24 protein-coding genes are annotated in these 21,143 nt (G+C 65.6%); 18 read left to right on the plus strand and 6 right to left on the minus strand.

What is annotated here, in order from left to right; genetic code table 11:
* Positions 1 to 110 precede the first annotated feature (110 nt).
* Entirely contained in the window at positions 111 to 2,207 is a 2,097-nt protein-coding gene (ppk1, locus tag BSY238_RS17745; RefSeq protein WP_069040792.1) for a polyphosphate kinase 1, read from the plus strand.
* Between the two features lie 87 nt (positions 2,208 to 2,294).
* Positions 2,295 to 2,738, plus strand: a complete 444-nt coding sequence (locus tag BSY238_RS17750; protein ID WP_223300204.1) for a hypothetical protein — start codon at positions 2,295 to 2,297, stop codon at positions 2,736 to 2,738.
* A 37-nt stretch (positions 2,739 to 2,775) separates the two neighbouring features.
* Here BSY238_RS17750 and BSY238_RS17755 read toward each other — a convergent pair whose 3' ends face one another.
* The gene (locus tag BSY238_RS17755) at positions 2,776 to 3,258 is read right to left on the minus strand and encodes a hypothetical protein (protein ID WP_069040314.1); all 483 of its coding nucleotides are present in this window, start codon (positions 3,256 to 3,258) and stop codon (positions 2,776 to 2,778) included.
* Positions 3,259 to 3,476: 218 nt separating this feature from the next.
* Here BSY238_RS17755 and BSY238_RS17760 point away from each other — a divergent pair, with 218 nt between their 5' ends.
* From BSY238_RS17760 to BSY238_RS17785, 6 genes are all read left to right on the plus strand, one after another.
* The gene (locus BSY238_RS17760) at positions 3,477 to 3,800 is read left to right on the plus strand and encodes an ArsC/Spx/MgsR family protein (protein ID WP_236952604.1); all 324 of its coding nucleotides are present in this window, start codon (positions 3,477 to 3,479) and stop codon (positions 3,798 to 3,800) included.
* Positions 3,793 to 4,665 (plus strand): Hsp33 family molecular chaperone HslO, encoded by an 873-nt coding sequence (hslO, locus tag BSY238_RS17765; RefSeq protein WP_069040316.1) that lies wholly within the window; start codon positions 3,793 to 3,795, stop codon positions 4,663 to 4,665. Before BSY238_RS17760 ends, hslO begins: the two co-directional genes overlap by 8 nt.
* Before the next feature lie 82 nt (positions 4,666 to 4,747).
* Positions 4,748 to 5,539 (plus strand): septum site-determining protein MinC, encoded by a 792-nt coding sequence (gene minC / locus BSY238_RS17770; RefSeq protein ID WP_069040317.1) that lies wholly within the window; start codon positions 4,748 to 4,750, stop codon positions 5,537 to 5,539.
* Between the two features lie 21 nt (positions 5,540 to 5,560).
* The gene (gene minD, locus BSY238_RS17775; protein ID WP_083224098.1) at positions 5,561 to 6,376 is read left to right on the plus strand and encodes a septum site-determining protein MinD; all 816 of its coding nucleotides are present in this window, start codon (positions 5,561 to 5,563) and stop codon (positions 6,374 to 6,376) included.
* Position 6,377: 1 nt separating this feature from the next.
* Positions 6,378 to 6,635, plus strand: coding sequence for a cell division topological specificity factor MinE (minE, locus tag BSY238_RS17780; RefSeq protein WP_069040319.1), 258 nt, complete (start codon positions 6,378 to 6,380; stop codon positions 6,633 to 6,635).
* A complete protein-coding gene (locus BSY238_RS17785; RefSeq protein ID WP_223300205.1) occupies positions 6,632 to 7,411 on the plus strand; it encodes a fused MFS/spermidine synthase in 780 nt (259 codons plus the stop codon). The genes minE and BSY238_RS17785 overlap by 4 nt, the downstream gene beginning before the upstream one ends.
* A gap of 85 nt (positions 7,412 to 7,496) precedes the next feature.
* Here the strand turns inward: BSY238_RS17785 and BSY238_RS17790 are convergent, their stop codons facing one another.
* The 3 genes from BSY238_RS17790 to acuI all read right to left on the minus strand — a co-directional run bounded on the left by BSY238_RS17790 (position 7,497) and on the right by acuI (position 9,245).
* Positions 7,497 to 7,820: a c-type cytochrome gene (locus tag BSY238_RS17790; protein ID WP_069040795.1), complete on the minus strand. Its 324-nt coding sequence runs from the start codon at positions 7,818 to 7,820 to the stop codon at positions 7,497 to 7,499.
* An 11-nt stretch (positions 7,821 to 7,831) separates the two neighbouring features.
* Positions 7,832 to 8,149, minus strand: coding sequence for a c-type cytochrome (locus BSY238_RS17795; protein WP_069040320.1), 318 nt, complete (start codon positions 8,147 to 8,149; stop codon positions 7,832 to 7,834).
* A 106-nt stretch (positions 8,150 to 8,255) separates the two neighbouring features.
* On the minus strand, positions 8,256 to 9,245 hold the full coding sequence (gene acuI, locus BSY238_RS17800) for an acrylyl-CoA reductase (NADPH) (protein WP_069040321.1): 990 nt from the start codon (positions 9,243 to 9,245) through the stop codon (positions 8,256 to 8,258).
* A 135-nt stretch (positions 9,246 to 9,380) separates the two neighbouring features.
* Here acuI and arsS point away from each other — a divergent pair, with 135 nt between their 5' ends.
* From arsS to BSY238_RS17840, 8 genes are read left to right on the plus strand one after another with little or no spacing between them, the layout of a single operon-like run.
* Complete coding sequence (gene arsS / locus BSY238_RS17805; RefSeq protein WP_069040322.1) at positions 9,381 to 10,343, plus strand: arsenosugar biosynthesis radical SAM (seleno)protein ArsS; 963 nt, start codon at positions 9,381 to 9,383, stop codon at positions 10,341 to 10,343.
* 10 nt (positions 10,344 to 10,353) lie between these two features.
* The gene (locus tag BSY238_RS17810; RefSeq protein ID WP_069040323.1) at positions 10,354 to 11,748 is read left to right on the plus strand and encodes a sodium:solute symporter family transporter; all 1,395 of its coding nucleotides are present in this window, start codon (positions 10,354 to 10,356) and stop codon (positions 11,746 to 11,748) included.
* Complete coding sequence (locus BSY238_RS17815; protein WP_069040324.1) at positions 11,745 to 12,707, plus strand: metallophosphoesterase family protein; 963 nt, start codon at positions 11,745 to 11,747, stop codon at positions 12,705 to 12,707. The genes BSY238_RS17810 and BSY238_RS17815 overlap by 4 nt, the downstream gene beginning before the upstream one ends.
* Complete coding sequence (locus tag BSY238_RS17820) at positions 12,704 to 14,854, plus strand: FAD-dependent oxidoreductase (protein ID WP_069040325.1); 2,151 nt, start codon at positions 12,704 to 12,706, stop codon at positions 14,852 to 14,854. Before BSY238_RS17815 ends, BSY238_RS17820 begins: the two co-directional genes overlap by 4 nt.
* Positions 14,851 to 15,537, plus strand: a complete 687-nt coding sequence (locus tag BSY238_RS17825) for a TIGR04283 family arsenosugar biosynthesis glycosyltransferase (RefSeq protein WP_083224099.1) — start codon at positions 14,851 to 14,853, stop codon at positions 15,535 to 15,537. Before BSY238_RS17820 ends, BSY238_RS17825 begins: the two co-directional genes overlap by 4 nt.
* On the plus strand, positions 15,530 to 16,162 hold the full coding sequence (locus tag BSY238_RS17830) for a TIGR04282 family arsenosugar biosynthesis glycosyltransferase (protein WP_069040327.1): 633 nt from the start codon (positions 15,530 to 15,532) through the stop codon (positions 16,160 to 16,162). The genes BSY238_RS17825 and BSY238_RS17830 overlap by 8 nt, the downstream gene beginning before the upstream one ends.
* Positions 16,156 to 16,905 (plus strand): DUF3047 domain-containing protein, encoded by a 750-nt coding sequence (locus tag BSY238_RS17835; protein WP_069040328.1) that lies wholly within the window; start codon positions 16,156 to 16,158, stop codon positions 16,903 to 16,905. Before BSY238_RS17830 ends, BSY238_RS17835 begins: the two co-directional genes overlap by 7 nt.
* The gene (locus BSY238_RS17840) at positions 16,902 to 17,975 is read left to right on the plus strand and encodes an FAD-dependent oxidoreductase (protein ID WP_069040329.1); all 1,074 of its coding nucleotides are present in this window, start codon (positions 16,902 to 16,904) and stop codon (positions 17,973 to 17,975) included. The genes BSY238_RS17835 and BSY238_RS17840 overlap by 4 nt, the downstream gene beginning before the upstream one ends.
* Positions 17,976 to 18,034: 59 nt before the next feature.
* On the opposite strand, the gene BSY238_RS17845 is transcribed toward BSY238_RS17840, so the two are convergent.
* Positions 18,035 to 18,724 carry an ABC transporter ATP-binding protein gene (locus tag BSY238_RS17845; protein WP_069040330.1) on the minus strand — a complete coding sequence of 230 codons (690 nt, stop codon included), beginning with the start codon at positions 18,722 to 18,724 and terminating at the stop codon, positions 18,035 to 18,037.
* Between BSY238_RS17845 and BSY238_RS17850 the strand changes: the two genes are divergently transcribed.
* Both BSY238_RS17850 and mnmH read left to right on the plus strand, forming a co-directional pair.
* Entirely contained in the window at positions 18,723 to 19,364 is a 642-nt protein-coding gene (locus BSY238_RS17850; RefSeq protein ID WP_069040331.1) for an arylesterase, read from the plus strand. The genes BSY238_RS17845 and BSY238_RS17850 overlap by 2 nt on opposite strands.
* A gap of 148 nt (positions 19,365 to 19,512) precedes the next feature.
* Positions 19,513 to 20,631: a tRNA 2-selenouridine(34) synthase MnmH gene (gene mnmH / locus BSY238_RS17855; RefSeq protein ID WP_069040332.1), complete on the plus strand. Its 1,119-nt coding sequence runs from the start codon at positions 19,513 to 19,515 to the stop codon at positions 20,629 to 20,631.
* On the opposite strand, the gene BSY238_RS17860 is transcribed toward mnmH, so the two are convergent.
* Entirely contained in the window at positions 20,583 to 21,134 is a 552-nt protein-coding gene (locus BSY238_RS17860) for a class I SAM-dependent methyltransferase (protein WP_069040333.1), read from the minus strand. The genes mnmH and BSY238_RS17860 overlap by 49 nt on opposite strands.
* Between the last annotated feature and the right edge of the window lie 9 nt (positions 21,135 to 21,143).

Here is a 21,143-nt window from a genome sequence, read left to right on the forward strand (position 1 = left end):
GGGGCACCCCTGCCTTCGGTGCATTTGCGTCACACGGCTGTAATAATCGAACATGTTTCATGTCACACAATAGCGTGTTGCCTACCGATGTCGAATCCGGACTTTTGCTCATGAACCTCCCGCTTCTGGTGCCACGTTTCGCGCCTGACCACTTCATCAACCGCGAACTGTCGCTGATCGCCTTCAACCGCCGCGTGCTCGCGCAGGCGGCGGACGAGCGTGTGCCGCTGCTCGAGCGACTGAAGTTCCTGTGCATCGTGTCGAGCAATCTGGATGAATTTTTCGAAGTTCGGATCGGCGGCCTGCGCGAGCAGATCAAGCTTGGCGCGCGCAGTGTCACGTCGGATGGGCGTTCCGCGCAGGAGGCCTTGCGGCTGATCGCGAACGAATGCCATCAGCTGATCGCCGAGCAGTACGCACTGCTCAACGACGTCATCCTGCCCGCGCTGGAAACCGAAGGCATCGTTTTCCTTCGCCGAGGCGCATGGACTGACGAACAGCAGAAATGGATACGCGATTTCTTCATGCGCGAACTGATGCCGGTGCTGACCCCGATCGGACTGGACCCTTCACACCCTTTCCCGCGCGTGCTCAACAAGAGCCTGAACTTTGCGGTGGAACTGGACGGGCGCGACGCGTTCGGGCGCAGCTCGCGTTTTGCCATCGTGCAGGCACCGCGCGCGCTGCCGCGCGTGATCAAGCTGCCGAAGGCACTGACCGGCGTCGACCACGGCTTCGTGTTCCTGTCGTCAGCGATGCACATGAATGTCGGCGATCTGTTCGAAGGCATGAACGTGCTCGGCTGTTACCAGTTCCGGGTGACACGCAATTCCGACCTCTTCCTCGACGAGGAAGAGGTGAAGAACCTGCGTCTGGCGCTGCAGGGCGAACTGCCGCAGCGCCACTACGGTGATGCGGTGCGCCTGGAGGTGGCCGACAACTGCTCCGAGCACATGGCAGACTTCCTGCTGCAGCAATTCAATCTGACCCGCGACGACCTCTACCGTGCGCCCGGCATCGTCAATCTGGTGCGGCTCATGCAGGTTCCGAACTGGGTGGACCGGCCGGACCTGAAGTACCCGCCGTTCACGCCGACGCTGCCGCGTGCCATGGAAAAGCGCTACGACATCTTCTCGATGCTGCGCCGACAGGACATCCTGCTGCACCACCCGTGGGAGGCCTTCACGCCGGTGATCGATCTGGTGCAGCAGGCGGTGGATGACCCGGAAGTGGTCGCCATCAAGATGACGGTGTATCGCACCGGCATCGATTCGGTGCTGATGGAGGCGCTGGTGCGCGCTGCGCACAAGGGTAAGGAAGTGACCGTCGTGGTCGAGCTGATGGCGCGTTTCGACGAGGAAGCCAACATCAACTGGGCGTCGCGGCTGGAAGATGCCGGCGCCCACGTGGTGTATGGCGTGTTCGGCTACAAGACGCACGCCAAGCTGCTGATGGTGGTGCGGCGCGAGGAGATCGAAGGGGTGCGCAGCTTCCGGCGCTTCGTGCATCTGGGTACCGGCAATTACCACCCGAGCACGGCGCGCTTCTACACCGATTTCGGTCTGATGACGGCGGATGAACTGATCGGCGAAGACGTAAACGAGGTGTTCAAGCAGCTGACCGGGCTGGGCCACGCCGGCACGCTGACCCACTTGTGGCAGGCGCCATTCACCTTGCACAGCAACGTCATCGCCGCGATCAATCGCGAAGCCGACAACGCTCGCGCCGGCCGCAAGGCGCGCATCATCGCCAAGATGAATTCGCTGGTCGAGGACGAAACGATCGAAGCGCTCTACAACGCAAGTCAGGCCGGTGTCGACATTGATCTGATCGTGCGTGGCGTATGTGCCTTGCGCCCCGGTGTCCCAGGCCTGTCCGAAAAGATCACGGTACGCTCGATCGTCGGCCGCTTCCTCGAACATTCGCGCATCTATCACTTCCACGCCGACGGTGAGGAAAAGCTCTATCTGGCCAGTGCGGACTGGATGGAACGCAATTTCTTCCGGCGCATCGAGGTGGCATTTCCGGTACTCGATCCGAAACTGAAGCGGCGCGTGATGAAGGAGGGATTGCGCCCCTATCTGCTCGACAACAGCCAGTCGTGGGAGATGGAACCGGATGGCCGGTATCGCAGGCGGGTGTCTCGCGCCGCACGGCACTGTGCGCAGGAAACCCTGCTTGCCGAGTATTCGCGCGGCGGCAAGTAACGCGTCGCCGGCCAGGCAAGCCGGCTCAAGCACCGGCAGGAACTGCCGTAAACCGGATGTGTTCAATCCATCCGGACAAACGTCAAGGTGAAGGTCGCCCAGTCCCTGCTGCTTGTGTCGCTCGCCGCCAGCCTCATGGCGTGCGACAAGCTGCCCATTCCAGACCCCAATCGCGCAGCGATGCAGAAGGAACTCGACAGCAAGGCTGTAGGCGGCGCCTGTCGCCATGCCGGCCGGGCGCTGGAAGACTGCTATCGGCTCAATCCGAAGGCATCGAAGGCCGCCGTATTTGCCGGCTGGCGCGAAATGAATGACTACATGACGGAAAACAAGCTCGACGTCGTTCTGCCCACCCTGCCTCCGCGAGGCACCCGCATGGTGAGTGAAACTGCACATGCCGGCACGCCACCCGCGGATTCGCCTCAAGACACCGACAAGGCCAGCGCCGATGGCGCATCCGACGAAAAGAAGCCCGACAGCAGCAGCGCGAAACCTCCGGGCGAAAAAAACCCCGCACTCACGGCGGGGTGATTCCCGTTCCGGTCGCGCTCGCGACCGGGTCGCAGACTTAACGCATCGTAGCCAGTTCGCTCAGATCCTTGCCGTCGATCTTGACCCGCGCCAGCGTCACGTCACCGTCGTCCATATCGAGCGGTTCGATGCTTACCCGGCCCGAATCGAGCAGTTGCTGCAATTTCTGTTTGCCGATGCTCGAAGCCGTCGTGGTTTCGAGCGCTTCGAGGCCCGCTGCCCTGACGCGCACGCCATCTGCGTAGAACGTACTGCCATCCACCGCGTAATGCCGCTGAGCCGGCGCCTTCGGCGGACGGAAGACCGGTGCAGCGGCAGCCACGGCCACGGTGCGGCGAGGCGCCGTGGCGGTCACCGATATGCGCTTCTTTGCGGCAACATTGACCGCAGGACGAATCTTTTTCTTTACTTGCTGGCTGCTCGCCACAGTCCGCGCCGCGTAGGCGTCGTCCATCGTACCGAACAGCGAAAATCCAAACAGGGCAGACAGGGCGATTGCGCCCAGGGTTTTACCGATCATGCACGTCTCCCGAAGGTGCCCGCAGCGCCGACCGACATGAAAACTTCGATCAACGATGTGAGCCAATTTATTGTTTAGGATGATTTTTCCAATATTAACCATTGCAGCCGCGCAGCGCCAGTACCGCCGAAGCATGTCGCCACGACTTACAATGACGGCGATTCCCTTTCCGTACTCCGCACATGCTTCGCGTTTTCGGTATCCGGCGCTGTGACACGATGTCCCGCGCCATGGCCTGGCTGAACGAACACCAGCTTGAATTCCATCTGCACGACTACAAGAAGGACGGTGTGCCGGCGGACCGGCTTGCCGGCTGGATCGAACGTGCCGGCTGGCGGGCCATCGTCAATACGAAAGGCACGACCTTTCGCAAACTGCCCCCCGAAGTGACCGCTGATCTGGACGATGCGCGCGCGCAGCCCCTTCTGACCGAACATCCGTCAGCCATCCGCCGGCCCATCATCGAGCATGGCGGACACTTGCTTATCGGCTTCGATCCGGCGCACTGGAGCGAAATCCTCAAGCGCAAGTCCAATGAGTGAGCGTGACTTCATCCAGCGCTTCATGTTCGAGGCGCTGGATATCCGCGGCGCGCTGGTCCGCTTCGACCAGGGCTGGCAGGCAATGCAGCAGGGACGGGGCTATGGCGCCGTCGCCACACGACTGCTCGGCGAAGTCACAGTGGTCACGCTGCTGATCGGCGCCCAGCTCAAGCAGCCGGCCCGTCTGACGGTGCAGGTGCGCGGCCGCGGGCCGGTCGAGACGCTGGTCGTGGACTGCGACCAGCAGCTGCGCCTGCGCGGCATGGCCAGTGCGCCGCCAGACCTGGCCGATGCGCCGGTCCCGGCGCTGCTCGGTGAAGGTCATCTGGTGATGACCTTGCAGACGGATGAGGCGGAGACGCCTTACCAGAGCCTGGTACCGCTGGAAGGCGACTCGGTTGCAGCGGTGTTCGAACACTATCTGGCGCTGTCGGAACAGCAACCGGCGGCGCTTTGGCTGCACGCCGATGCCGATTGCGCGACCGGCCTGTTCCTGCAGAAGCTGCCGGATGCCGACCGCAAGGATTCCGATGGCTGGAACCGCCTGTGTCACCTCGCTGCGACCGTGACCCCGGACGAACTGAAGACGCTGGCGCCCGAGGCGTTGCTCGGCCGCCTGTTTGCCGAAGAGGCGGCGCGCGACGGCATTCGCCTGTTCGCACCGGCGCTTCCGCACCACCACTGCCCGCGCGACGAACAGAAGTTGCGCCGGCTGGTGTTGTCGCTCGGTCGCGAAGAGGTGGAATCCATTCTGCGCGAACAGGGAGAGGTGCATATCCATGACGACATGTGCAACCACGATTACCGCTTCAGCGCGCTCGACATCCAGCTGCTGTTCGGTGAAGCTCCGCCCGCCGTGCATTGATGCAGCACCCACACGTCCCCCTGCGGCAGTTGCCGGTGCACCGGTCACTATGTAGACTTTCGATATTTCCCGCGGATATTCCATGGCGCGCAAGCCCGCTCCCCCGGCCGTAGAACTCAAAAGCGCCACGCTCGAAGCCATGCGTGCGCTGCTGCACGCAGCAGACGCGTCATCGGTCGCGGCAGCGCTGGACGCACGGCTGGGCGCAACCCCCGGCTTTTTCTCGGGCGAACCGGTGGTCATCGACGCCAGCGCGCTGCCGTCGGATGCCGCGCCCGACTGGGCAGGCATCCGGGACGCGCTGGCCCGCCACGCACTGACCGCCGTCGCGGTTCAGGGCGTCGATGGCGCCGCTGCCGATGCCGTGCGCGCACTGGGCTTTGCAATCGTGGCCGGCGATGCGCAGCCCGACCGGGCGCCACTGTCCGAGCCGGTCGTCGAATCTGTCATCGAGCCAGTCATCGAAGTCGACGCTGTCGTCACCGAGGCGCCAGAGCCGGTGCCTGCCCCGCCAGCGGCGACCCGGCGGGCCGAAATCATCGACAAGCCGCTGCGTTCCGGCCAGCGCGTGTATGCCCGCGGCTGCGACCTGATCGTGCTGGCCATGGTCAGCGCCGGCGCCGAGGTGATCGCCGACGGCAACATCCACATCTACGCGCCGCTGCGCGGACGTGCGCTGGCAGGTGCGTCGGGCGATGTGCAGGCGCGCATCTTCACCACCTGCTTCGAAGCCGAACTGGTGTCGATCGCCGGCGTTTACCGCACCTTCGAACACACGGCGCACAGCGAACTGCTGCGCAAGCCGGTGCATATACGGCTGCAGGAACATGAAGATAAACAGGTACTTGATGTCGCCGCACTGGCGACCACCTGAAACACCAGAGGGAGAACAAGAGTGACCCGTATCGTAGTCGTCACATCCGGCAAGGGCGGCGTGGGCAAGACCACCACCAGCGCCGCTTTTTCGTCCGGCCTTGCCATGAGCGGCAAGAAGACAGCCGTCATCGACTTCGACGTCGGCCTGCGCAATCTCGACCTCATCATGGGTTGCGAGCGGCGCGTCGTGTATGACTTCGTGAATGTGCTGCACGGCGAAGCCAACCTTACCCAGGCGCTGATCAAGGACAAGCACTGCGACAACCTGTTCGTGCTGCCTGCGTCGCAGACCCGCGACAAGGATGCGCTGACCGAAGATGGTGTCGAGAAGATCCTGAACGATCTGGTCGGCATGGGTTTCGACTACATCGTGTGCGACTCGCCGGCGGGCATCGAACACGGCGCGGTCATGGCGCTCACCTTCGCCGACGAAGCCATCATCGTCACCAATCCGGAAGTCAGTTCGGTGCGCGACTCTGACCGCATTCTCGGCATCCTGCAGTCGAAGTCGCGCCGCGCCAAGGAAAGCCGCGAGCCGGTAAAGGAACATCTGGTCATCACGCGCTATTCGCCCAAACGTGCCAACGACGGCGAAATGCTCAGCTACGGCGACGTGCAGGAAATCCTGCGCATTCCGGTGCTGGGCGTCATCCCCGAGTCGGAGATCGTGCTGCAGGCGTCGAATCAGGGTACGCCGGCGATTCACATGGAAGGCAGCGATGTCGCGCAGGCCTACGCCGACGTGGTGGCCCGCTTCCTGGGCGAAGAGCGTCCGCTGCGCTTCGTCGAGTACGAAAAGCCCGGCCTGCTCAAGCGCCTGTTCGGAGGGAAGTGACATGTCGCTGCTGTCACTGATTTTCGGCCAGAAGCCGAAAACTGCATCGATCGCGAAGGAAAGGCTGCAACTGATCATTGCGCGCGAACGCGGCGCGAATTCGTCGGCTGACTTCCTGCCGGCGCTGCAGCAGGAACTGGTGGCGGTCATCTCGAAATACGTGCGCGTCAATCCGGAAGACATCAAGGTCCAGCTCGAAAAGCAGGACAACTACGAGGTGCTTGAAGTCAACATCGTGCTGCCCGATCAGCGCAATTGAACCTCACCGCACCGCGCGCGCCGCGTCATTCGATCGACGTGTCCGAGGGGGCCGGAGTGCGCTATCTGCACTTCGGTTCCGAGTGGATACAGGGCGCGATGCGCGTCGCGCGCCCGTTCGCGCTGGAACTCGAGTACACGCGTGAAATGATGTTGCCGCTGCTGCTGGCGGCCGACGAAAGCTGGCCGGCGCAGGTGCTCATCATCGGTCTGGGCGCCGCATCGGTTACCAAATTCCTGCACCGCTACTGCGCGCAATCGGTCTTGACCGTGGTCGAGATCGATCCGCGCATGCCGGCGGCGGCGGCCAGCTACTTCCGCCTGCCGCCGGAAGATGGGCGTCTGCGCATCGTGATCGACGATGGTGCGGCATTCGTCGCGGACAGCGCGCAGCAGTGGGACCTGATCCTGGTCGATGGCTACGATCATCGCGCGCGCGCCAACTCACTGGATACTGAAGTTTTCCATCGCGCCTGTCGGGCCAGGCTCGCGCCGGGCGGACGGGTCTGTCTGAACCTGTTCGGTCGCACGCGCGGTTTTCGCGCCAGCGCACTGCGGGTGATGAATGCCTACGATGGGCGCGCGCTGGTGCTGCCCTCGCTCAACGAGGGCAACGCGATCTGCATCGCCTCGACCGATCAGGGAACAGGCTTGTCGATGGAAGTGCTGCGCACCCGGGCGCAGCGCCTGCGTGCCGACACCGGGCTGAACCTGGGCCCCAGCCTGAGCCGGATCGAACAGGCGGGTTATTGTGCGGGAGGACGTCTGGTGATCTGAACGATCTGCTCCGGCGCCGGACATCGGGATGCACCAGAAACAAAAAAGCCGGCAGTGCCGGCTTTTTCATCGCAACAACGCAGGTTCAGCGACGTGACACCAGCGGTCCGCCCTGCGACGCGAAGTAGGCCGCCAGATCCGCCATGTCCTGCTTGCTCAGCGCACCGACCTGGGCTGCCATGATGGCGTTCTTGCGCGAACCATTCTTGTAGGACAGCAGCGACTGCAGCAGATAGTCCTCGTGCTGGCCGCCGATGCGCGGGAAAGCCGGCGCCGGGCTGTTGCCGTCGGCACCATGACAGGCCGCGCAAGCAGCCGACTTTTCCTTGCCGCGCGCCACGTCACCTGCAAACGCGAAGCTGCTGCCCAACAGCGCAGCGGCTGCAATCACCATCGTTTTCTTGATCATCACGACCTTCCTCATTTCTGCGCGGCGTAATAGGCCGCGATGTCGGCCATGTCCTGTTCGGTCAGGCTGGCGGCAATGCCATTCATCGACGGGTGCTTGCGATCACCGCTCTTGTAGGCCTGCAGCGCGGCAACGATGTATTCGGGGTACTGGCCACCGATCAGCGGCACCTTGTAGGTTTTCGGGAACACGGTCTGGTAACCCGGAATGCCGTGGCAACCGATGCACATGGCGACCTTGTCCTTGGCGGCTTCTGCATTGCCTTCGACGGCGAGGGCAAGCGGGCTGACACAGAGGGCTGCGACAGCGAGAACGGTTCTGGCGCTCATCGATGATCTCATTTTGAAGGTTGAACTTATTTCGGAAAATCGCCGCGCAGTGTAGCGAAGGACGGGGTGACCGTCAAAACCGCTGCGCGGCGCGCGGCGCGCCAAGTCAGGCTGCAGACGTATCGACCACCAGGCGACCGCGTACCTGTCCATCAAGGAAGCGCGGCGCGATGTCGAGCACTTCATCCAGACGCACGACCTGCGTCATGGCGTCGAGCTTGTCCATCGGCATGTCGCGCACGATGCGCGCCCAGGCTTCTTCGCGCGGTCCGTGCGCCACGGTGACGCTGTTGATGCCGTACAGCGTGACGCCACGCAGGATGAACGGCGCGACGGTGGCCGGAAAATCCATGCCCTGGGCCAGACCGCAGGCGGCGACTGCGCCGTTTTCGCGGGTCGCTGCGCAGGCGTTAGCCAGCGTGTGCGAGCCGACGCTGTCCACGACACCGGCCCAGCGCTCACGCGCCAGCGGCTTGCCCGGTGCCGACAGGGTGGCGCGATCGATGACCGATTCCGCGCCGAGCGACTTCAGGTAGTCGGTTTCTTCGAGCCGGCCGGTGCTCGCCACGACGCGGTAACCCAGACTGGCCAGCAGTGCCACGGCCACCGAACCCACGCCGCCGCTGGCGCCGGTCACCAGCACCTCGCCGTCGCCCGGCTTCAGGCCGTGACGTTCCAGCGCCAGCAGGCACAGCATGGCGGTGAAGCCGGCCGTACCCACTGCCATCGCATGCTTGGCGTCGAAGCCGGCTGGCAGCGCTACCAGCCAATCGCCCCGGACGGCGGCGCGCTGCGCCAGTCCGCCCCAGTGACCTTCGCCCACGCCGAAGCCGGTCAGCACGACCTTGTCGCCGGCCTTCCAGCACGGGTGATCGCTGTGTTCGATGACACCCGCGAAATCGATGCCCGGCACCATCGGCCACTTGCGCACGATGGGGCTGCGTCCGGTGATCGCCAGCGCGTCCTTGTAATTGAGGCTGGACCACTGAACGCCAACGCGCACATCGGCTTCGGGCAGTGCCGCATCCTCGATATCGCTCAGGCGGGCAATCGTCTTGCCGTCCGCGCCCTGCTCCAGCAATATGGCCTTGAACATATTCGGTTTCCTCCGGTCATTTATGCTCTGCAGCGCGAAGGATACTTGTTGCCCCGCAAAGCGGTAAGGTTGAGGCGGCAACGACGGTCTTCCATCCAGCACACTCCATCGCACCGCCACAGGGCTCAATCACGCATGCACGCCACACTGCCGCTCCTGCGAACGACCGACTTCCCGCCGCTTGCCCGTCGCCACACCGAAATCCTGCAACTGAATCTGGGTTACACCTGCAACCAGAGCTGCCTGCATTGCCATGTCAACGCCGGGCCTGCCCGCACCGAACAGATGAGTCTGGAGACACTGCACGTCGTACTCGACTTCATCCGCGCATCCGACGTGCGCCTGATCGACCTGACCGGCGGCGCGCCGGAAATGAATCCGCACTTCCGCTGGCTGGTCGGCGAGGCGCGCAAGCTGGGCGTCGCAGTGATCGACCGCTGCAACCTGACCATCCTTTCCGAACCTGGCTACGAAGGCACGGCGCAGTTTCTGGCCGACCACCAGGTGCAGGTCACCGCGTCGCTGCCGTGCTATCTGGAAGACAACGTCGATCGCCAGCGCGGCAATGGCGTATTCGCGCGCAGCATCGCCGCGCTGCAGCAGCTCAATGCACTCGGCTATGGCCAGCCCGATTCCGGACTGGAGCTGAATCTGGTATTCAATCCGCAGGGACCGTCGCTGCCGCCTCCCCAGGCTGCGCTGGAGCAGTCGTATCGCGATCACCTCGGCAGCGCATTCGGCATCGTGTTCACCCGTCTGTACACACTGGCCAACATGCCGATCCAGCGTTTCGGCTCGACGCTGGTATCGAAGGGCCAGTTCAACAGCTATATGCAGACGCTGCGCGCTGCGCACCGAGACGACAACCTCGACAGCGTGATGTGCCGCAACCTGCTCAGCGTCGACTGGGAAGGCCATGTGTATGACTGCGACTTCAACCAGATGCTGGGTCTGCCACTGCGCATTGATGGCCGACCGCGCGTGCATCTGTCGGACCTGATCGGTCGCGACGTGTCGGGCACATCCATCGTCGTCATGGATCACTGCTACGGCTGCACCGCAGGACAGGGCTCGTCCTGCGCCGGCGCGCTGGTGTGAAAGGCTCGCCATGAATGATCCGGTGGTGTTCGGCTTCGCCTTCTGGGGCTTTCTGGTGCTGTACGGCGTAGGCATGTATGCGCTGTCGCCGCGCGCCGTCGGGCGGGCCGGTTTTTTCGACGGCCACGACGAGGCGGGTCGCCCGGCCAGCACCTGGGCGCTGGGCGCCAGCATCTTCATTTCGTGGATCTTCGCGAAGTCGATCACTAATGCGGCCAATCTTGGCGCGACCTACGGCATCGTCGGCGGACTGGCCTACGCAACCTACTGGCTGTCGATCCCGCTCGCCGGCTGGGCCATCCTGCGGCTGCGCAGGCGCTATGGCGCCACCAGCCTGATGTCCTTCCTGACCGGCCGGCACGGCAGGCTTGCCGCACTGGCCTTTTCGATTGCCATCCTGGTGCGCCTGTTCAACGAGGTTTGGAGCAATACGGCGGTCGTCGGCGGCTACTACGGCGCGGCCGGCTCGACCGAATTCATCGGTGCCGCGTTGTTGTTCACCGCGGCCACCCTGTTCTACAGCCTCAAGGGCGGCCTGCGCTCGTCGATCTACACCGACGTGCTGCAGACCGGTCTGTTCGTGCTGTTCTTTGCCGTCGTGCTGTTGCTGGTGCTGCCGACGCACGGACCGGTGGCGCTGGTGAGCACCGGCGATTTCCGGCTCGACGCCGGCGCCGATCTGCTGCTGGTCGCTGCGCTGCAGGTGCTGTCCTATCCCTTCCACGATCCGGTGCTGACCGACCGCGGCTTCATCACCGAAGAGAAGCGCATGCTGCGCGCCTTCGTCTGGGCCGGCGCGCTCGGCTTCGTGTGCATCCTGCTGTTTTCGCTGGTCGGTGTGCATGCCCGGCTCGAAGGACTGGCCGGCGGCGATAACGTGCCGGCGGCACTCGCGCGCAGCATGGGCCCGGCGGCACTGTTCGTGATGACCATCGTCATGGTGGCGGCTGCAGGCTCCACGCTCGATTCAACTTTCTCGTCGCTGGCCCGGCATGTGGCGCAGGAACTGCCACAACTTGCCGGACGCCCGGAGCCGAAGCGCGCCATCGCCGTCGGCATGGGTGCCATGGCACTGTTCGCGCTGATCGGCAATCTGCCGATGATTGCCGGCACCGACATCCTTAAGGCGACGACCATCAGCGGCACCATGGTGATCGGGCTGGCGCCGATCTTCCTGCTGGCAGGCTTCACGCAGCCGGGCACGCGTGCCGCGATGTGGTCCTTCCACCTCGCGTTCTGGACCGGGCTCGCGCTGGGGGTGTTGCTGGCGATCGGAGGGATTCCCGACAGCTGGGCCATCGGCACCGGCAAATACGCCAAACTGCTCGGCGTTAACCTTTACGGACTGCTGCTATGTACCACCGGCTACCTGTTGCCGCCGTTGATTGCGGGGCGGATGCGATGAACACCGACCTCGTCGACAGCACGACTGACGACAGTCTGGCCGACCCCGGCCGCAGCTGCCCGCTGCATTACCGCTACGGCGCGGCCGCACTGGCCGACACCCGCGCGGACCTGACGACGGACACGCTGTATGTCGTCGGCGGCCTGTACGGCAACCGGCCGGCGCTCGACGCGCTGGAACATCTGTTTGCCCGCGAGCGCGGCGACGCACGCCTGATGTTCAATGGCGACTTCCACTGGTTCGACATCGACCCGGCCCGCTTCGGCGACGTGCAGCGGCGTGTGCTGGCCCATGATGCGATCGCCGGCAATGTCGAAGCCGAACTGGCCGATGGCTCGGGAGATGCCGGCTGCGGCTGCAGCTACCCGGACGACGTTCCACAGGCGCTGGTCGACCGCTCCAACCTCATCCACTCACAGCTGTCGCGCACTGCCCGCCACGATCCGCACTGGCGCGGCGAACTGGCGGCGCTCGATTTCTGGCGCGCCGTGCGCATCGGCGACGCCCGCGTCGGTGTGGTACATGGCGACGCCGATTCGCTGGCCGGCTGGTCCTTCGACGCCCGCGCGCTGCAGGATGCTGCGCATCGCGCCCGTCACCTGGAACAGTTCCGCCGGGCGCAGTGCGACGTGTTCGCCAGCAGCCACACCTGCCTGCCTGCGCTGAAGCGATTCGACGACCAGGCGATCATCAACAACGGTGCTGCCGGCATGCCCAATTTCCGCGACCGTCTGTGCGGCGTCATCAGCCGCATCGCACTGACGCCGTCGCCGCATCCGGTGCTGTACGGCACGCGCGTCGGCGCACTGCATGTCGATGCACTGGCGCTCGACTACGACCCGGCGGCCTGGCGGACCGAATTCACCACGCAGTGGCCCGACGGCACGGCGGCCGCGCTGAACTACCGCGACCGCATCGACCATGGCCCGGGCTGGACGCTGGAAGAGGCCGCAGCATGAACGCACGCAAGCTCGCCCTGCTCGCGGTGGTCGTTGCGCTGATCGCCGCCTTCTTCATTTTCGATCTCGGCCGCTTCTTCGATCTGGCGTGGTTCAAGGCGCAGCAGCGCATGCTGACCGACCAGGTCGATGCCGCGCCGTGGGGCTCGGCCGCGGTGTTCTTCGCGATCTATGTTGTCGTGACGGCGCTTTCGCTGCCCGGCGCAGCCATCATGACGCTGGCCGGCGGCGCCCTGTTCGGCTTCGCCAAGGCGCTGGTCATCGTGTCCTTTGCGTCCAGCCTGGGCGCCCTGCTCGCCTTCCTGATCGCGCGCTTCCTGCTGCGCGACTGGGTGCAGGCGCGCTTCGGCACGGCGCTGGAATCGATCAACCGCGGCGTCGAGAAGGACGGTGCCTTCTATCTGTTCACGCTGCGTCTGGTGCCCGCGTTTCCATTCTTCGCGGTCAATCTGGCGATGGCACTCACTGCGCTGCCGGCACGCACCTTCTACTGGGTGAGCCAGCTCGGCATGCTGGCGGGCACCATCGTGTTCGTGAATGCGGGCACCCAGATCGGCCGCATCGAATCGCTGTCCGGCATCCTGTCGCCCGGGCTGATCGGTGCCTTCGTGCTGCTGGGCGTGTTCCCGCTGATCGCCCGCAAGGTGATCGATGCGGTGCGCAGCCGCGCCGTGTTCAGCCGCTGGTCGAAACCGGTGCGCTTCGATTACAACCTGCTGGTGATCGGCGGCGGCAGCGCCGGTCTGGTCACCGCCTACATCGGCGCCGCGGTGAAGGCGAAGGTCGCGCTGGTCGAGCAGCACAGCATGGGCGGCGACTGTCTCAACACCGGCTGCGTGCCGTCGAAGGCGCTGATCCGTTCGGCGCGGCTGCTGTCGCAGATCGCGCACGCGAAGTCGCTCGGCGTGCGCGAGGCCACTGCGCAGTTCGATTTCGCCGACGTGATGGAACGCGTTGCGCGGGTGGTGCGCGCGATCGAACCGCATGATTCGGTCGAGCGCTACAACGCGCTCGGCGTCGACTGCTTCGACGCGCGGGCGCGCATCACCTCGCCGTGGACGGTCGAGGTGACGCAGCGTGACGGCAGCACGCGCGCGCTGTCCGCGCGCAACATCGTCATCGCCGCAGGTGCCCGCCCCTTCGTGCCGCCGATTCCCGGCATCGACGCGATGGACCTGCTCACCTCGGACACGCTGTGGTCGCTGCGCACCCTGCCCGGTCGTCTGCTGGTGCTCGGTGGCGGCCCGATCGGCTGCGAACTGTCGCAGGCGTTCGCGCGCTTCGGCTCCGACGTGATCCAGGTCGAAATGGCGCCGCGCCTAATGGTGCGCGAAGACCCTGATGTGTCGGCGCTGGTCGAAGCACGCTTCGCGGAAGAAGGCGTGCGCGTGCTGACCGGCCACAAGGCGGTTCGCTTTGCGCGGGAAGACGATGCGAAAGTGCTGTACGCCGACGGCCCGCAGGGTGAAGTGCGCATCGAATTCGACACCCTGCTGTGCGCCGTCGGACGCACGCCCAACGTCAGCGGCTACGGTCTGGAAGACCTCGGCATCACGCTGCGTGCCAACCGGACGGTCGATACCAACGACTACCTGGAAACGCTCTACCCCAACATTTTCGCCTGTGGCGACGTGACCGGCCCGTTCCAGTTCACGCACACCGCGGCGCACCAGGCCTGGTACGCCGCGGTCAATGCCCTGTTCGGCCGCTTCAGGCGATTTGCGGTTGATTATTCGGTCATACCGTGGGCCACCTTCACCGAGCCCGAGGTGGCACGCGTCGGGCTGAACGAAACCGACGCCAGGGCACGCAACATTCCGCACGAAGTGACGATCTACGAACTCGATGACCTCGACCGTGCAATCACCGATGAGGTGGCGCATGGCTTCGTCAAGGTGCTGACCGTGCCCGGGCGCGACCGCATCCTTGGCGTGACCATCGTCGGCGAACACGCAGGCGAACTGATCGCCGAATACGTGCTGGCGATGAAGCACGGCCTCGGGCTCAACAAGCTGCTCGGTACCATCCACATCTACCCGACGATGAACGAAGCGAACAAGTTCGCCGCCGGCGTCTGGAAGAAGGCGCATGCACCGCAGACGCTGCTGGCATGGGTCGCGCGCTATCACGCCTGGATGCGCGGATGAGGCGACTGTCCGTCGTGCTGCCGGCACTGAACGAAGCCGCGGCCATCGGGGAAGCGCTGTCGCGCATGCCGGCAAGCGACGCCTGCGGCATGGAACTCATCGTCGCTGACGGCGGCAGTCTCGACGACACCGCATTGATCGCCGCAGCCCATGGCGCGCGCATCGTACGCGTGCCACGTGGACGTGCGCTGCAGATGAACGCCGGTGCGCAGGTGGCGACCGGCGACGTCCTGCTGTTCCTGCACGCCGACACGCATTTGCCGCGCGATGCGGTCGGTCTGATCGACCGTGCGATCGCCGCCGGTGCGCAGTGGGGGCGCTTCGACGTGCAGATCGAAGGTCGCCATCCGCTGCTCGCGGTCGTCGCCGCCATGATGAACCTGCGTTCCCGGCTGACCGGCATCGCCACAGGCGATCAGGCGATCTTCTGCACGCGCGCACTGTTCGACGCGCTGGATGGCTACGCGCCGATCGCGCTGATGGAAGACATCGACTTTTCGACCCGTGCGCGGGCGCGGTCGCGACCGGCCTGTCTGCGCGCGCGCGTCATCACGTCGGGCCGCCGCTGGGAGCGCCAGGGGGTGCTGCGCACCATCTTGCTGATGTGGCGCCTGCGTCTGCGCTACTTCTTCGGCGCCGATCCGCGCGATCTTGCACGCGACTACCGGCCGCACCATGAGTGAGCCCGGAACGGCAGTGCTGGTGTTCGCGCGCGCGCCTGAACCCGGTCGCACCAAGACTCGGCTGATGCCGCTGCTGGGCGCCGACGGCGCGGCGCGGGTCAGTGCGCAGCTGACCGAGCGTGCGCTGAAAGTGGCTACCGACGCGGCCATCGGCCCGGTCGAACTGTGGTGCGCACCGGACTGCTGCCATGATTTCTTCGATCATTGTCGTGACCGCTACGGCATGTTGCTGCATGCCCAGACCGGCGGCGACATCGGCATGCGCATGGCGCATGCCTTCGACGACGCCCTGCGTCGCCATGCAGGCGTGGTGCTGATCGGCGCCGACGCCGTGTCATTGCAGCCAGCCGACCTGTGTGCCGCGGGTGCTGCGCTGCGCAGCCACGATGCGGTGTTCGCTCCGGCAGAGGATGGCGGCTATCTGCTGGTGGGTCTGCGCGTGCGGCAACCCGCCCTGTTCGAAGGCATCGCATGGGGCAGCGCCAAGGTGTGGCCGCAAACCCTCGCACGGATCGAGCAACTCGGCCTGCACACGCAGACGCTTGCGCCCGGTTATGACCTCGACCGGCCGGACGACTACCGGCGCGCCGTGGCCGCAGGTCTGCTGGTGCCCGATCCGTGCTGACCCGCCTGCGCGCATTGCTGCTGGCCATCGCGCTGGCGCTGACCTGCGAAATGTCGGCGTCCGCGGCGGATGCCCCCTCACTCCCTGCCTTCTCGAGCCAGCCAGCCGGACCGAACGTCAGCGGATGGACCGCCTACACGCTGGGTGGCAAGGCGGCGCCGGCCGATTTCCGGCTGGCCGAACTGGACGGCCTGACCGTGCTGCGTGTCGAGGCGTCGAATGCCGCATCGGCGCTGATCCACTCGCGCCGCTTCGATCCGCTCGCCACACCCTGGCTGAACTGGCGTTGGCGCGCCGATGTGCTGCCGGTCGGCGGGCGATTCGCGACACGTGAGGGTGACGACTACGCGCTGCGCATCTATGTGCTGTTCGATCTCGATCTCGCCAGGCTGTCCTTCGGCACGCGCACGAAGATCCGGCTGGCACGCACCTTCTATGGCGAACAGATCCCGACTGCCGTGCTGTGCTACGTGTGGGACACGCGCGCCGCGCCGGGCTCGCGCGCATGGAGCGCCTACACGGACCGGGTGCGCATGATCGCCGTCGACGGCGCCGGTTCGCCAACCGGCAGCTGGCGCAACGTCAGTCGCAATCTGGTCGAGGACTACCGCGAAGCTTTCGGCGAAGACCCGCCGGCCGTCACCGGCATCGTGGTCGCCAGCGACAGCGACAACACCGGCGGTCAGACGCTGGGCTATTTCGGCGACCTGTCGCTTTCCCGTCAGTCATTGCCGCTGCCATGAAACGCCTCGTGCTGCTGGGCGGCGGTCACGCCCACCTGTTCGTACTGGAAGCTTTCGCGCGCGAACAACCCGAAGCGGTGGTCAGCCTGATCACGCCGGATGCGCTGACGCCCTACTCCGGAATGATGCCGGGCGTCATCGCCGGCCATTACGACTACCGGCAGGCCTGCATCGATCTCGCGCCTCTGGCGGCTCGGGCAGGCTGCGCGCTCAGACTGGATGCCGCGGTTTCGCTGGATGCCGCGCAGCGGCAGATACGGCTGGCCAGCGGCGAGGTGATCGACTACGACCTGCTGTCGATCGACACCGGCTCGACGCCGCGCATTCCCGATCTGCCGGGTGCCGACACCTGCGGTCATCCGGTGAAGCCGATCGGGCAACTGCTCGACAGCTGGCACACGGCGCGCGCCGCGCGTTCTGCCGCAGTCGTCGGTGCAGGTGCGGCCGGCGTCGAAATCATCATGGCGCTGCATCACCGGCAACCGCGGATGCGCTGCACCCTGGTTGACCGCGCACCCTGCCTGCTCGACGGGCTGCCGGTGCGCCTGCAGCGGCGGGTGATAGCCGAACTGGTGCGTCAGCGGATCGAGGTGGTGACCGATGCGCGCGTGTCCGGAATCGACGGTGACGCGCTGCGGCTCGAGGACGGTCGCAGCATTCCGAGCCAGTTCACGGTGTGGGCCACCGGTGCCGCCCCGCCAGCCTGGTTGCGCGGCAGCGGCCTCGCCCTCGACGAACGCGGCTTCATCGCAACCGGCCCGACGCTGCAGTCACTGTCACACCCCGAAGTGTTCGCCGCTGGCGACGTGGCGACGATGATCGATGCGCCGCGCCCGAAGTCCGGCGTGTTTGCCGTGCGCGCCGGCCCGCCGCTCGCCGCAAACCTGCTGCGCGCCGCGCGGCGCGACACGCTGCAGCCCTGGACACCGCAGACGCGCGCCCTGCTGCTGCTCGCCTGCGGCCGCCGCCACGCCATCGCGTCACGCGGCGGCTGGTCGCTGCAGGGGGACTGGGTGTGGCGCTGGAAGGACCGCATCGACCGGGCCTTCATGCGCCGCTTCGATCTTTGACGGCAGATGCAAGATTCAAGATGAAGGATGCAGGTCGGGCCTTCCTTGAAGCTTGCATCTCAAATCATGCGACCGGCGGCCAGGCGGATGCGGCGCGTGCAGCGCGACGCCAGCGCTTCGTCGTGCGTCACCAGGATGAGCGTGGTGCCTTGTTCGGCATTCATGTCGAACATCAGGTCGATGACCGATGCGCCGGTCGCGGCGTCGAGATTGCCGGTCGGTTCATCGGCCAGCAGCAGTCCGGGTTCGGGCGCAAATGCGCGCGCCAGCGCGACCCGCTGCTGCTCGCCGCCGGACAGCTGGCGCGGGTAGTGCGTCATCCGCCCACCCAGGCCGACCCGTTCCAGCAGCGCCACCGAGCGCTCGCGCACCCGGTCGACGCCGGCCAGCTCGAGCGGCAGCATGACGTTTTCGAGCGCAGTCAGCGCCGGCAGCAGCTGGAAGGACTGGAACACGAAGCCGACCTTTTCCCCGCGCAACTGCGCCCGGGCGTCTTCGTCGAGCGCAAAGATGTCCTGCCCGGCAATGCTGACCGAGCCGGTCGACGGCAGGTCCAGGCCGGCCAGAAGACCGAGCAAGGTCGATTTTCCTGAACCGCTGGCGCCGACGATGGCCAAAGCTTCGCCGGCACATACCGTGAAGGCGATATCCTGAAGAATCTGCAGCGGCGCGTTCCCGCTGCTCACCTGTTTGCCCAGCCCGCTGACTTCAAGCACGGTCGGGCGTGTTTCCGGAGTGTCTGTAGGCATGAAAAAAGTGTTGTTCTCGATATTGTGCATGGTGTTCGCTGCGCTGCCGTTGCAGGCGCAGACACTGCTGGTGGTCGGCGACAGTCTGTCAGCCGGCTACGGTCTGCGCCAGCATGAGGCCTGGCCGGTGCTGCTCGGGCAGAAACTGGCGCAGGCGGGTTACGCCCATTCGGTCGTGAACGCGAGCACCAGCGGCGACACCACGGCCAATGGCCTGTCGCGCATCGACGCAGCACTCGCGGCGCACAAGCCGGCCATCGTCATTCTCGCGCTCGGTGCCAACGACGGCCTGCGCGGCCTGCCCGTCAAAAGCATGCGCGACAACATCGAATCCATGACGCGCAAGGCGCAGGCGGCCGGCGCCAGGGTGCTGATTGCCGGCATGCAGCTGCCGCCGAACTACGGCCCCGACTACACGCAAAAGTTCTCCGATAGCTTCAGCGAAGTCGCGACGGCAACCCGTTCGGCGTTGCTGCCCTTCCTGCTCGATGGCTTCGCCACCGATCCGCGAAGCTTCCTGCCGGATGGCATTCATCCGGTGGCCGGCGTGCAGTCGCGCATCGTCGACAACATCTGGACGCCGCTCAAGCCGCTGCTCGGCAAGGCGTCAGACAGCGCGTCGGCAGCGCGCCAGCGGTGATGGCGGTCAGGTCTGCGGGTCGGAAAACAGACACCGCATCTATCCATGACGTAACGCGGCAACCGATAGCTCGAGCATCGTCCGGCACGCTACCATCGCCGGCCTCAGTTCTCCCAGACAAGGCTGCCATGCACAGGAACACCCGGCAATGAGCGAAGCGCCTCTTCCCCGGCGACCGGCGGGAATGGCGTCGATCCGTCAGCTGCACGACTTCGACGCCATCATCGATACGCGTTCGCCAGCCGAATTTGCGCTCGACCATGTGCCCGGCGCAATCAATTGCCCGGCGCTCGACGACGCGCAGCGCGGCGAAGTCGGTACGCTGTACAAACAGGTGTCGCCCTTCGTCGCCAAGCGACGCGGTGCGGCGCTGGTCGCCCTGAACATCGGCCGCCATCTGCTGGAAACCTTCCACGACAAGGGACCGGACTGGCGTCCGCTGATCTACTGCTGGCGGGGCGGCAAGCGCAGCGGCGCCTTCGTCACCGTGCTTCGCCAGATCGGCTGGGACGCACACCAGCTCGAAGGCGGCTACAAGCGCTACCGGCGCGATGTGCTCGACCGGCTCGCCGCTGCCCCCGCCCAGCTTGATTTCCGCGTGCTGAGCGGACCGACCGGCAGCGCCAAGAGCCGGGTGCTTGAAAGGCTGGCCGCGCGCGGCGAGCAGGTGCTCGATCTCGAGGCGCTGGCCGCACACAAGGGATCGGTACTGGGCCGCCAGCCCGGTCAGCCGCAACCGCCGCAGCGCTGGTTCGAATCGCAGCTGCATGCGGCGCTGACGGCTTTCGATCCGGCACGCCCGGTGTTCACCGAAGCGGAAAGCCGGCGCATCGGCCTGGTTTCGCTGCCCAACGAGCTGATCGAGCGCATGCGGGCGGCGCCCTGCCTGCGCATCGAAGCATCGGTTGCTGCCCGAACCGACTACCTGTTGCGCGACTACGACTACCTCACGAGCGATGCCGAGGCGCTGATTGCCGAGCTCGAACGACTGACCGATCTGCGCGGACACGAAACGATAGTCGCCTGGTCAGCGCTGGCGCGTGCCGGCGACTGGCGCACCCTGGTCGCGGCACTGCTGGAACAGCACTACGACCCACTGTACCGGCGCTCGCAACAGTACAACTTTGCGCGCCACCCGGGTGCGCCGGCCTTCGACGCTGACCGGCTCGACGCAGCAGGCATCGATGCGCTGGCGGCACAGATCATCCGGCACACCGTTCAGGGCAGTCTCGACGACGTGTCGGCGCGCACCGCGCAGATGCGCTGAATCATCGCCGGCGCCGGCGCGGTCAGTTCGCCCTGTTCGAATGCCAGAACGCTTCCCCAGCTGCGCGCCCAGTCGAACAGTTCGTCCGGCCGCAGCAGGAAATCCGGGTTCGACGGCTTGCCGAAGCGCTCGTTGCCCAGCATGAAGGTTTCGTAGATCAGCACGCCGCCCGGTCGCAGCAGCGCGGCCAATTCAGCCAGCTTCGGCCGGAACAGATAGCGCGTGACCACCACCGCATCGAAGCTGGCTGCCACCCAGGGCCACGGACCCTGTTCGAGGTCGGCGCACAGCGTGTGAACGCCTTGTACCTCGGCCAGTTCGGCCAGCGCCGCCGGATCACGATCGGCCGCCAGTACGCTGAATCCTTGGCCGGCCAGCCAACGGGCATGCCGCCCGGCGCCGCTGGCGAAATCGAGGATTTCCGCGCCGGGCGCACAGAGCGCTGTGAAACGGGTGACCCATTCCGATGGTGTCTGACCGGAAAAGTGGGGATGAGAGGGCATCGGCAGGCC

The sequence above is a fragment of the Methyloversatilis sp. RAC08 genome (genome assembly GCF_001713355.1).
Lineage (GTDB): Bacteria > Pseudomonadota > Gammaproteobacteria > Burkholderiales > Rhodocyclaceae > Methyloversatilis.